The sequence below is a fragment of the Xenorhabdus bharatensis genome (genome assembly GCF_037996705.1).
GTDB lineage: Bacteria > Pseudomonadota > Gammaproteobacteria > Enterobacterales > Enterobacteriaceae > Xenorhabdus > Xenorhabdus bharatensis.
Window position 1 is genome coordinate 256,333 of record NZ_JBBMXG010000003.1, and the last position, 13,058, is coordinate 269,390.

10 protein-coding genes are annotated in these 13,058 nt (G+C 38.3%); 5 read left to right on the forward strand and 5 right to left on the reverse strand.

What is annotated here, in order from left to right; translation table 11 throughout:
- The first annotated feature begins 67 nt into the window (after nt 1–67).
- The 3 genes from AAC855_RS04740 to AAC855_RS04750 all read left to right on the forward strand — a co-directional run bounded on the left by AAC855_RS04740 (nt 68) and on the right by AAC855_RS04750 (nt 3,778).
- On the forward strand, nt 68–1,549 hold the full coding sequence (locus AAC855_RS04740) for a trypsin-like serine peptidase (protein ID WP_340608478.1): 1,482 nt from the start codon (nt 68–70) through the stop codon (nt 1,547–1,549).
- Nucleotides 1,550–1,742: 193 nt separating this feature from the next.
- Complete coding sequence (locus tag AAC855_RS04745; protein ID WP_340608479.1) at nt 1,743–2,948, forward strand: MFS transporter; 1,206 nt, start codon at nt 1,743–1,745, stop codon at nt 2,946–2,948.
- A 50-nt stretch (nt 2,949–2,998) separates the two neighbouring features.
- The gene (locus tag AAC855_RS04750; protein ID WP_340608480.1) at nt 2,999–3,778 is read left to right on the forward strand and encodes a class I SAM-dependent methyltransferase; all 780 of its coding nucleotides are present in this window, start codon (nt 2,999–3,001) and stop codon (nt 3,776–3,778) included.
- A gap of 102 nt (nt 3,779–3,880) precedes the next feature.
- Here the strand turns inward: AAC855_RS04750 and AAC855_RS04755 are convergent, their stop codons facing one another.
- The 4 genes from AAC855_RS04755 to AAC855_RS04770 all read right to left on the reverse strand — a co-directional run bounded on the left by AAC855_RS04755 (nt 3,881) and on the right by AAC855_RS04770 (nt 9,881).
- Nucleotides 3,881–4,879: a hypothetical protein gene (locus AAC855_RS04755; protein WP_340608481.1), complete on the reverse strand. Its 999-nt coding sequence runs from the start codon at nt 4,877–4,879 to the stop codon at nt 3,881–3,883.
- Nucleotides 4,869–5,726 carry a TauD/TfdA dioxygenase family protein gene (locus AAC855_RS04760; protein WP_340608482.1) on the reverse strand — a complete coding sequence of 286 codons (858 nt, stop codon included), beginning with the start codon at nt 5,724–5,726 and terminating at the stop codon, nt 4,869–4,871. The genes AAC855_RS04755 and AAC855_RS04760 overlap by 11 nt, the downstream gene beginning before the upstream one ends.
- Nucleotides 5,727–6,725: 999 nt before the next feature.
- Entirely contained in the window at nt 6,726–8,690 is a 1,965-nt protein-coding gene (locus AAC855_RS04765) for a pyridoxal phosphate-dependent decarboxylase family protein (RefSeq protein WP_340608483.1), read from the reverse strand.
- Nucleotides 8,691–8,984: 294 nt separating this feature from the next.
- A complete protein-coding gene (locus tag AAC855_RS04770) occupies nt 8,985–9,881 on the reverse strand; it encodes a dimethyl sulfoxide reductase anchor subunit family protein (RefSeq protein WP_340608484.1) in 897 nt (298 codons plus the stop codon).
- 365 nt (nt 9,882–10,246) lie between these two features.
- On the opposite strand from AAC855_RS04770, the gene AAC855_RS04775 reads away from it, so the two are divergent.
- Nucleotides 10,247–11,002: an FNR family transcription factor gene (locus tag AAC855_RS04775; RefSeq protein WP_099111633.1), complete on the forward strand. Its 756-nt coding sequence runs from the start codon at nt 10,247–10,249 to the stop codon at nt 11,000–11,002.
- A 126-nt stretch (nt 11,003–11,128) separates the two neighbouring features.
- The gene (gene uspE, locus AAC855_RS04780) at nt 11,129–12,073 is read left to right on the forward strand and encodes a universal stress protein UspE (RefSeq protein WP_340608485.1); all 945 of its coding nucleotides are present in this window, start codon (nt 11,129–11,131) and stop codon (nt 12,071–12,073) included.
- Nucleotides 12,074–12,138: 65 nt separating this feature from the next.
- Here the strand turns inward: uspE and AAC855_RS04785 are convergent, their stop codons facing one another.
- Nucleotides 12,139–13,056: a tyrosine-type recombinase/integrase gene (locus AAC855_RS04785; protein WP_340608540.1), complete on the reverse strand. Its 918-nt coding sequence runs from the start codon at nt 13,054–13,056 to the stop codon at nt 12,139–12,141.
- Nucleotides 13,057–13,058: the final 2 nt, after the last annotated feature.

The window sequence follows — 13,058 nt, forward strand, 5'->3', positions numbered from 1 at the left end:
AGAACTTATTAATGTTAATCCTGATAATAGCCTCCGAGTCATCGACATAACCTAAAGGAGGAAAATTATGACTTATCGTAAAGCTCTATTAGCTAGTTTAATTTCTATTGCAGCGTGCTCAAATGCTTTGGCTAATGAGGCACCATTAATGAAATCCACTGATCCCGGTGCTGATAAATTCAAAACCGTCGGTAAATTTATGGGAGGTTCGCATTGTACCGCCACTCTGATTGCCGGCGAAAATACACCGGATAAAGATACACCAGCGCTAATCGTAACAGCAGGTCACTGTGTTGAAAATAGCGACAATACAAATGATGTCATTGTTGATCAACCTGCATCTGAATACTGGGAATTTACACCAGATTATTTCATTGATAAAAAAGACAGTCTCTCACCAATAAAGGTTGACCGTATTTTATATTCCACCATGAAATATGAAGATATCGCTGTCTTACAATTGAAAACAACTTATGGTGATTTGGCTCAAAAAGGCTATCATCCAATGAAGTTGAAGAAAAATCTTGCAATGGAACATCAGCCTATCGTATTAACTCACATCCCTGTTAATAATGTTGACTATGATTCCGCTTATATCAGGAAATCAGAATGTGATATTACCGGAAAAGCACCTGTACTCTATGAAAGCTCAATTCCATGGCTGTGGTCTCCCGTTTTCTCTGTTAACTGTGCGGGTGTCGTTGGCGGAACGTCTGGCTCCCCTGTTTTTGAAAAAGGGAAAACAGATGTTATCGGTATTCTAAACACGACTACCGAACCAGGCATGAATGGTTGTGGAAGTGGCAGACCTTGTACGATTGAAGACAATAAAGGTGTTTCGGCAGAAGGCGCAAGCTATTTTATTCCTGTCGATTCTATTGCTAATGCAATCACCAAAGATAATAAACTGGATCTGTCTAAACTTGAAAATAATAGCGGTAACTTCTTAGAAAGAAGCCAGTTTTGGTCACCTTGGATTACTCAAAGTGTTGTTGATGGTGAGAAAGCGAAATGGGATGTGGTTATTAAAGAAGGTGCTGATGTCAAAAATATCCGCTATAAAGTCGGATTAATCAGTGAAACTGACTGTAAAGATGCAACCGGATATGGCGCTCCAATTTCTGCCAGCCAGAAACCACTGGAAAACCTGCTGGTACCTGAAGGCGAAGGTATCTATAAACTCTGTGCTATTCATCAGAATAGCGCTGGTAAGTGGCAGAACGCAAAAGATGCATCTGTGATGTTGCGGGAAATTGATAATACCCCACCATCCACTAAACCCACTATTCGTTATGACGACCACGGAACTGATAATTGGTTTGTAACGATTGAAGCTCAGCCATATGAACTTTCAGGGATGGCACAAGTGAAATACGGCCCTAAAGCAACAACGGATTGTGAAGATAAATCAGGTTATGGTCCTTTATGGAGACCAGTCAATCTGGCTAAATCTGAAGCCCCTTGGCGTGTTTGTGCATTCAGTCACGATGTAGCAAAAAATGAAAGTCCGATTAGCGTACTTGATCTTGAAGCAGCCTCTGCTAAATAAGTAATAATAACCAACCTCACTGCCGGCAATCGCTGGCAGTGAATCCGAATTAACTCATCTGAATATCTGCGTTACCCAAACTCTCCCCCTATCCATCCGTATCTATTTTTCCATACGAAACACATTAGCTTAAAAATTCATCACTCGTTCACCTTTCCCTACACAATCTATTTTTTACTAAGGAGACTTTAATATGTCACCACGTATGGTATCGCCTGTCGTTTCACCATTTATTTTGCTGGTATTTTCATGTGCTGTATTTTTCATCGGTACGACAGAATTTATGTTAGCTCCTATACTCCTGCCATTGGCTGAGGCGTTTGACACAACAACAGATAAAACAGCCTGGTTGGTATCGGGTTATGCTTTCTCTTATTCGCTTATGGCACCCGTTTTTGGTTGGTTATCAGATAGGATAAACCGGCCTAAATTGTTGCTGGCATCTTTATTATTTCTTTCACTGGATGGGCTGCTATTAACTATAGCGCCCAATTTAGGCGTTGCTATTGGACTGCGTATCTTTGGAGGTATCGCAGCGGCTGCATTGATTCCAACAGTTTTTGCTTTGATTGCAGAGACTTTTCCCCTTCACAGACAGGCTTCAGCAATGGGGATTGTTATGCTCGGCATGACGATAGGAATTGTTACTGGCCCTGTCTTTGCAGGTGTTTTAACTGAGATATTTAATTGGCAGATGCCATTCTTGATCAGTGCAGCAGGGTGTTTTTTGCTCTGCATTTTAAGCCAAAAACACGTATTACACCTAAAGTACAATGCTCCTCAAACTTCAGAAAAAGAAAAAATAAAACTCCAGTCGGTAACGTTTCAATGGATATCTCAGGGCTATTTAATCCGCCCTCTTATTGCAAAAGGACTTTGGAATGGCACGGCAGTATCTGCTTTTATCTTATCTGGGGAAGTATTGCGGCGTTATTATGATTTAGCAACGGACACTATTGGTATATCTGTATCCGTATTTGGTATCGGGCTTGGCATTGGCAATTTATCCATAACTTTTGTGAAGCGTAGAGGTATTCGGGATGAATACATACTACTGTTTGCAATAACCTTAATTTTCGTGGCTTGCATGGTATTTATGCTAATGCCATTTTCCCTGTTTTTCAGCCTGAGTTGCCTAATGTTATGGGGTTATGCACAAGGAATTGCAGCCCCTGTCAGCACCTCTATTCTGGCGAATCGGGCTAAACAAAATAAGGGCCAGATATTAGCAGTATCAGAAAGTTTCAATAATCTGACAATTTTATTCTTACTCCCTATTGCGACTGCGCAGTTAACTCAACATAGTATTATCGCTACGGTGTTCACTTTAGGAAGCTGTCTGATTGCGGGAATTGGACTGACATTGAAAGATTTTTTGGTGACACCGTCACTTAATTGAGGCCGATATTTGAAATTCATTTAGTCAACCCAATAATGAAGGAAACTCAAATGGCAATTGATTTTAATGCAAAAGAGAACAGGCATACTTATCTTGGACGCGATGCACAACAGGAATGGTACGATATTATCCATAGTTTGACTGATGCTAAAGGTAAAGATATCGCAGATATTGGCTGTGGAGGTGGGATTTACTCTCGGGCATGGGCTAATCTGGGAGCAAAGAGCGTCACTTGCGTTGATTTCTCAGATCAAATGCTGGCTGATGCGGCTGAGAATACTCAGGAGTTGAAAAATATTATCCTCAAAAAAGGAAATGCCCTCAATACGGGGCTTCCCGCAAACAGTCAGGATATTATATTCGAACGGGCACTTATTCATCATATCAACGAAGAAGATAGAGTACTCTGTTTTGGTGAGGCTCATCGTTTATTGCGATCAGGGGGGATATATATTTTACAGGATCGGACAGTTCAGGATATTAATCTGCCCGGCTCACCTGAACATATTCGTGGTTATATTTTTGACGTCTACCCGCATTTACGTGACTTTGAAAGCCAGCGAAGACCTGATACTCATAATGTGATTAATGGGTTTAAGGAGGCCGGATTTAAGCATGTACAAACATTTTCTCTTTTAGAAAAACGCACCACGTATAACGATTTTTCACAATTAGCGAATGATTTTCGATTGCGAAAAGGACGTTCTATTTTGCATGAACTAAGTGATAAAGAAATAGCTTACCTTGTTGATCATATAGAGAGCTCCCTTCCCTCTTTAACCAATATTGTTGAAAATGATTATTGGACTATTTGGACAGGCATTAAATAAATAATATACATATGTTACTAAAAACTCAGTCCCGTCCTTGTCAGTTAAACGATTGCGTCACTAATCAAAATGACAAAGCGAGACTGAGATGAGTTTTGTTAATTAAGTATTGTTGGCACAGCGGCGTGTATCAGATACACCACACATTTTGGGACTGGCTAAAGGTGAGGATGAAGAAATGACTTCTTGATTGGTTTTAACCGGATCGATAAATAATTTATTAATATCATCCAGTTCTAAATTAGATAGGTAGCTGTCATTAATCCCTTGGTAATTTTGTGGGATTGTTGTTGTTGTGGGAAAAATAAGTCTTTCAGGGTATAAACGACCACTCCAAAATTCATCGCCTTTTTCTAAAGGCCTCGTCATTCTCTGATCTATTAACTCGGAAATCTTTGCATCATATGGAAATCTCAGGCTATTTTCGGCCGCTGGGTAATCATTTTTCACCATCCAGTTAACAATATTTTCCTGACGTTCCATTAAAGTAATATCTTTAAAAAAACCAGTCAGCACAATAGGAATTGTAATACCTCCAGCATTACGATACTGCTCAATAAACTCAAGCCGTTTCTTTAATTGCTCATTTGTATCCAGTGCACTCACTGAAACTCTCATTTCTGCTCTGACAGCAACTAAGCGCTTCATAATATTATCCTGAATATTCCTGAAAGCCTTAGTAATAAAAATCATCAGTAAATTAGCATTTCTGGCCAGTTCAGCAATGCGGGTTGAGAGTAACCAGTTCCACGAAGGATCGCTATTCCATCCACAGCGGATATATTTCTGTGAGTCAGGAAGCGAACGCAAATCAGAATTAAAAATATCTTCGTCTAAATAATTATCTACCCTCTTGCCAAAATCAATACCATCTCTCCAACTGGAGATAGCCGCAAAACACATTCCATAGCAAGCCATACTTTCTGGTAAACAACCCGTTACAACATCAGAAGTTAAACTATCGAACGGCAAACCTCCTGTAATACCAGCCCTAATCATCATTGCTTTTGCAGGCTTAAGCACAGCATTTTGAGTGTACCCTCTGTTGCTGTCTTTAACTAACTGCTTAATGAAGCTTTCATTTTCTTTCTTAATATACATAACTATATTCCTCGATTTCTCTACCAGGTATTTTGGGCTGATAGCAATCATCGGGATAAATTTTTAATGCTTTAATAAACCTGTCACCATTAAAACATTCACGTCGATGTAATAGCTGGCTATTGTCATATAAAATAAGGTCTCCATCTGACCAGGTATGTGAATAAATATTTTCTGTTGATAATACTCTATCCAGAACGGTTTGTTTTATTTTTTCTGATTGAGGTAATGGAACACTTTTCTCAATAAATTCAATGGTATTTTCACTTACATATATATATTCCTTTTCCGTGTTTTCATTTTTAATAATTACGGGATGCGCTACTGTAATATGAGGAGCGTTATCATGAGAAGCTGCCGGTTGTCTGGTTGACCAGAGTTTCTTTAATACAGACGTTTCATCAGTAGAAAAATCCAGATAATCAATAGAAGTTGACGCAAAAGAAGTATTGCCGCCATTACATTGTGTTACAACACCATAAAGAATACTGACAGAAGCAGGATTAACCCGGAACTCTTGATCAGAATGCCAGTAATCAGTATCGCTTCCCGAAAAACCTAATGGACTTCCACTGTGATCATTCAGGTTTGTTAAATAAGCAACATGCTTCCTATGATCAGATAAGGAAACTTTTCTGGCTGGCTCTTCTAATTTCCCATTTCCTATTTGGTGAGCCAAATTAACAAGTGACTCATCATTCATTCTTTGATTATTAAAAATCAGCAAACCAAAAACAGAAAGGTATTCTTTTATTTTTATATAATCTTCGGGAGATAATTTAGAGATGTCATCACAATTAATATACGCACCATAATGCTTTTTAATAAGCTTTAATTCTAAAGTCATATAATAGTCTCATACTGTATTAGTGAACTGAAGTCAGATAACCACATTAATTAAAAACAATCCAGATTAAATAACTATAACCCACTTTAATCTACTTTAACCATACTTTATGGCAATAACCCCCATTATAATAATTAAGATGACGTGCTTTTAATTTAAACCTTCAAATTTAACGTTCAATAAAAACAATTTATTTTTATGATCCTCATCACAAAAATGGAAAAATAATTTTCAATGAAAACAAATGATTACATAATCGAATGAAAATATTAAATATTAATTTTTTTATGGAACTTTACTCAACGCGATAAGTTTTAGGGTTTTTTAATCTTTATGTTTTAATTTACAATGTTAACTTATTGATTTTAAATTATTATTATTATTTTGCTCAATTTTGTTTTTTTCTTAAAAATACAAACCACCGTGTTAATGCTTTGTTAAATAAAGTAAAAATTAATTTCCAAAATAAATCATAGTAAAATTAAGTGATTAAATTTAATTAATATACATCAATTAGTTATAATTGATTGATTCATAACTTTATATATTTATATTATAAATATATAAAACATTACGACCATAAAGTAATAATCACTATTCCCCTACCGATATCGTGTTAAAAACTATTTAACCAGAATATCTATCTGGATCACAATAATTGAGTGCAATGAAAAAACACCAGAATCAGGCCTTGTATTGATCTAAAGACCCAATATTGGTGTTTTTTTTATTATAACCATTAAAAATCAATGCATTAAATTATGATAAAGTAAGGCATTAATGGTGAGATAACCGCATATTTCAGCGACATAAAAAATCTATCGACCTATCCCTAATTGACAAAGGATATGTGCTCTTCGCACTCAGGTTGCCTCGTTGTTGGTTCTGCTCACACGTCCAGTCATTGAAGACCCGATTTTGGTCGGGTCAACTGGGTTTGCCGTACTCACACTTCTGCGATACAGCCTGAATTTTTATTGGGTATATTCTCCTTCTGTATCAATTAAGAAATGAAATATTGAGATCTAATTTTTGATGTAATGATTTTTCTTGCTCATCAACAAGCTGAGTTAATTTTTTCAAAAATATAGATTTTAATTGCTCCCAATATTCTTCGAAGTATTCTTCATCACGTAAACAATGTGTCATTACCGCTGCCCGTAATACATATATATGATGTACTTTGTCCCATTCACTCTGGCTAAAACCACATTGTTCAGCATAATACTGAGGAGTATTTCCGTACTCTTTATAACCTAACATTGTCGATGATGTGATGAAATCGTTGGTATAAGCACGTTCGGTAGAATATGAGCAGAGTTCATAGAGCCGTTTATTGAGAGCATTATGATTGAGCAGGCTGTTATTTCCGATTTCCTTGAAAGAAAAGTTTATCATGTGAAAATCAGGAGATGGCATGATGTGCATTTCAAATTGGTATTTTCCGACCTTTATAGGCTGAATATTTTTTATGTTATTTAATAACCAATTTGCTGTGACGATCCCTGCGGCTATTACTTTGCCATACCCACTAATATTCAGAGGCAATAGCCTATGAGCTGCCCATAATGCGGCGGCCGTCGCCCCTGATTTCGAGCCTTCCATAATAGAAGAACCTAATATATTCCTATTACTGTTTGATAATTTATTGATTGGTGAGTCACCTTGAGGGGAACTATCCTGAAAAACATAAGCTGCACGAGAAGAAATCAAATCAAGAATTCGCTTATCCTTCATGCAGATAGCACCGGCAGAGTATTGAATGAAACCCATTTTATGAGGATCAACTGTAATCGAATCAACATGTTTCAATGCCTTGAAACTCCGGTAGACTGCCGGTTTAGGCCAAATAATATTTTCAGGAGTCAAACCAAGTTCCTGATGTTTCTTAACCAACTCATCATATTCCATGAAGTTCCCCTGCTCATCCAACAGCAAAGAGCAGGCATACCCAGCATAGGCAGCATCAACGTGAATATAAAATGATGCGCCATAATGTTCTTCGCACTCTTTCCTTAACGCAATGACTTCATCAATACAATCAATAGCTCCGACTTCTGTTGTTCCTACCACTGCAATCATAGCTAAAATGGCTTCTCCTTTCTCAATCAGGGAAAGTGTGATTTCGCGCATTTTGGCAACATCAGTCTGATACTCTGCATTCACAGGTAGAGGAATGATATTCTCCTGACCAATACCGAAGATATCTGCAGCTTTGACCCAAGAATAATGTTTAGATTGTGGAACAAGTAGTTTACCTAGGACTTCTGGTTTAACACCTGAACCACGACACGTCAGATCACGGATTTCATCAAATATCCCCTGCTCTTTTAATTCACTGATTAAATCAATCACTTCTGTCGTGGGCATATTGATTAACTGTTTTTGCGATTTGTGACTGAGCAAGTTTTTAGTTGCAGGGTGTTGGGAAATGGCAAAAGGCAGTGTTTTCAAATTTCTGGCAACCCAAAGGCCTTCGTAGTTTGCTACTGTACCACCTGAAGTAATGTGCCCCCAGGCTCGTTGTGGATCGTAGCCAAACATACGACAGAGATCTAAACCTGATTCAATCTCAAGTTCTGTCGTTGTTGGTGATACTTCATAAGAACAATTATTCGGGTTGTACATCATCGCCATGACATAAGCGAGGTTAGAAACCATCAAAGTATCAGAGTTGATATGACCAAGATAACGGGGAGAAAAGAGAGGAATGGAGGAGTTTTTTAGTTTTGCTGATAACTGATTGAGTATCCCTTCAGTCCGGTACAGTGTTTCTCTGTAGTTATGTTCATAGCGATCAACAGATGTCACTAATGCCGCATCTTCAGGATGAAACCCCGAACGCCAGTGCATGTGCTCACTGACTGCATAATCTACCATTTCTTTGAAGAACACAGCATTCTCTGACTTTGGACCTAAAAACAGAGCATCAATATTTAAGTTAGGGGTAAATCGCTTAGGCATAATTACAATATCCTCACTGATTATTATTTTTTGTTATTTATTAACCATTCATTATATGAATCAAGCTATGGGTACAGATATAAAACATATGACCAGAAACTTTAATAAGAAATTAACAAATACTTTGAATTTGTGCGCGGGAACAAAGAAATGAATGAAAAAAGAGATCAGTGACAGATATTATCTACTTATATGAAGGTGTTTTTCTGCACATAAAAATAAGTGTTGGAGTTACATTTTTTATTGTGCAGAACGGAATAAATGGAGGATATGCACTCATGAATTGAGTGATAATTAGACATCACTCATAACAAAGAAGATATACTGATTAATTATTTCAGCCACCAACATGATTATTGTTCCTGATAAGATGGGATAACCTGTTCGAATGCGTGTTTTATTTCTGCCTTTCCATAATGTATAGGCCCATATCGTCATAGCAAGAATATATAAACACCAAGTTATCATTCTGAAACCAAATGCGCTTTTCAGATTAATTTCGGGTTGGTGGGGAAAAATGATATTCTCTGTTTCACCCTCTGTTACTGCTTCCACTAACCACCCCATGTATGCCGGCTGTTCAATTAAGCGCGTCGTCACACTGATAAAGACAATGATCAGTGCTGCCATGAGCAATTTAGTCGGAATTTTTTCCCGCATGAACTGCCTATCAGGCTGACCAATAAGTGATAATGCCAGTGCTGGCCCCAGAGTAAAAACTGCACCATAAAACAGAAAATAAGTATTAATATTTGTCCAAGTAATTATGTCACTATTCGAGTAAATATTGACCATATAGTGAATGTCAACTAATCCAATAGCGCTAATTCCCGTCATAATATATGCGTGGCTCTGCTTAGTTAACAGGACAAAGAGTGTATATAAACTCAGAGTAATAAAATAGATAGCCGCCAGCGCTGTTTCTGTATTTATCCATTCCCGCATCGTGTTATGTAATTGTAATAACCGATATACACTGAATGGGTACCCTATGATATCCAAAGAAGAAAGCAATCCAATGCCGGCCAGAATGCTACTGATGACTAAAATTCTGCGAACAGATGTAGCCTCTGTTTTCTGACCTGATCCTGCTTTCCAATTAAAAAAATGAGTATAAAGTGCACTCATAAATACCAGACCAATAGAACTTTGCACTATCATTGTAAATGCAATCAACAGCCATTCACTCATGCTAATCCATCCATTTATTTGTAAAACCACCGCTATTACAACGTATTATACCCAACAGATTTCAAGATGCATCGCGGCTAAAAAGAGTATTCCGAGAGCATGGTCAGCAATGTGACTAAGCTCAGCCAACAAAAAGGCAACTTGAAAGACTAAGGGTATATATTATTAATGTAATTTAAGTTTAATTGAAATGTTATATCGAGTATGCAAGATTTTACGCAAGTTATGCATGAATCGCAGCAAAAATTCATTTTTTTCGTCTTCGATAATAACCAAAGGTGATTAACAAAAAAAGCAAGCTCTTATCAGAGCAGCTGAAATATGTTAAATTGACAGGCATCAATAATTTCTAACGAGCGCTTCCTATGGTCCCGGAAAAACGTATTATCAGGCGAATTCAATCAGGTGGTTGTGCAATCCACTGTCAGGATTGCAGCATTAACCAACTATGCATTCCTTTCACTTTAAACGAACATGAACTCGATCAGCTTGATAATATTATTGAGCGTAAAAAACCAATTCAAAAAGGGCAAACGCTTTTTAAAGCTGGTGATGCACTAAAATCGCTTTACGCTATCCGTTCTGGGACTATTAAAAGCTACACTATCACCGAAGAAGGTGATGAGCAGATCACAGGCTTTCATCTTGCTGGTGATTTAGTCGGGTTCGACGCCATTATAAATACAGAGCACCCCAGCTTTGCGCAGGCTCTGGAAACGTCAATGGTTTGTGAAATCCCGTTTGAGACATTGGATGATCTTTCCGGGAAAATGCCGAATCTTCGCCAACAAATGATGCGATTGATGAGTGGTGAAATTAAAGGTGATCAGGAAATGATCCTGTTGCTATCCAAAAAGAACGCAGAAGAAAGACTGGCCGCATTTGTTTATAATTTGTCCCGCCGTTTTGCCCAACGTGGCTTTTCTCCCCGTGAATTCCGTCTCACTATGACCCGCGGTGATATCGGTAATTATCTCGGTTTGACTGTTGAAACAATCAGCCGTCTGCTTGGACGATTCCAGAAAAATGGAATTTTAAGCGTTAAAGGTAAATATATCGCTGTCGAAAATATGGAAAAATTGACTGAACTGGCAGGCAAAGCCCATACAAATGTAACGTAGTGTTGTGTCAAAATTTAAGCCAGATCACTATATTTTACTGATCTGGCTCCCCTATCCCCTGTTATAGTTGTCTATGTAATTTATCTTCTGAACAAAAATCACATCCAGCCTCTGCGAGGGATTAATATGGCAAACTATCAAAACCTCTTAGTTGCAATTGATCCGAATCAGGATGATCAGCCAGCGTTAAGACGCGCGGTATATATCGTGCAACGTAATGGTGGCCGGATTAAAGCTTTCTTACCCATTTATGATCTTTCATACGATATGACCACGTTACTTTCTCCTGAAGAAAGAAACGCCATGCGTAAAGGTGTTATTGGTCAACGGATTGCTTGGATAAAACAGCAGGCACACTACTATCTTGAATCAGGGATTGACATTGAAATCAAGGTAGTCTGGCATAATCGTTTCTATGAAGCGATTATTCAGGAAGTTATCTCCGGGAAGCATGATTTATTATTGAAGATGGCACATCAACATTCTCTGCTAGAATCAATAATATTTACGCCACTTGACTGGCATTTGTTGCGTAAATGCCCTTGCCCTGTCTGGATGGTAAAAGATCAGATATGGCCAGAGAAAGGTTCTGCTGTTGTGGCTGTCAACTTATCAAATGAAGAATCCTATCATAATGAGCTCAATCTGAAATTAGTTCATGAAACACAGGATCTTGCCAACAAAATTGTGAAAGAACCTTTGATTCATCTGGTCAGCGCCTACCCTGCGGCTCCTTTAAACATTGCAACAGAACTCCCCGACTTTGATCCCAATGTATATAATCGAGCATTACGTGGTCAGCATTTGGTTGCAATGAAGGAACTCAGACAAAAATTTTGTATTCGTGAAGAACAGACTCACGTTCAGGAAGGTTTACCGGAAAACGTTATTCCCGAAATTTGTGATGAACTCAATGCAGGTGTAGTCGTTTTAGGTATTCTTGGCCGTACCGGTTTATCTGCCGCATTTCTTGGTAATACTGCCGAACATGTGATTGACCGATTGAAATGTGATTTGTTGGCCATTAAACCTGATGGTTTTGTTTGCCCGATTAATGTGGATGAAGAATAGATAACCCCGCCGCTTGCGGCGGGAAATTAATCCCGGTGGCCTTGTTTAGTATTTTTTATCACCCGTCAGAAATTCAAATTTCTGGCTGCATTTCTCAAACGTTCATCTCCACGTCGATCATATTTTTGAGTTGTTGTGATACTTGAGTGCCCCATCGCATCTTTGACCGTGACAATATCTTCGCCATTATCCAGCATGGCTGAAGCAAAAGTTCTGCGTAGATCATGCGGAGCAAATTTTTCTATCCCGCTTTCAACTCTGCGATTTTCTAATATATGATAAATAGCCTGATCTGAAAGACGACTATCTGTCACATCATCATGACGCCGGATACGAGTAAATAATGGGCCGGCATGATCACCGCGAACTTCATCTATCCAACGATTTAACCGTCTCCATGTGCCTTCCGGCATATAAGATAAGCGTTCTTTATTACCTTTTCCCATTACCCTTAATGCCTGCTCGCGATAAATAATACTTTTCATATCTAATGAAACAATTTCGGATCGGCGCAGACCGCACCCCACCAAAATGCCAATAATGGCTGCATCACGTAAACCTTTTGTACTGATATCATCTTCACAAGCATAAAATAAATTTTTAATTTCATGTCGCTCCAGTGCCCGCCCTTTCGGTAAACGATTTCCCCTGACAGACCGTACTTGTTTGATATGCTGAAAACTATCGGTATCAAGTTGTTTCATCGTCCATGCTTCTAAAGCAACACCTTTCAGAGCTGAAAGATAAGTATTAATTGTTGCTGGAGCTTTTCCGGAATCAGAGAGCATTTCCATTACAGCCTGTATATGATGTCGCCGCAAATCACTCCATGAACAATCCCGCACATTCTGATATCCCAACATTTTTGCCACAATATTAAGGAATGATTTCATTGTCTGTCGGCTTCGTTTTGATCCCAAACTGACAAGATAGGCAATAGCCGGATTGTCATATACCTGATTACCAGATATTGACATGACCATTC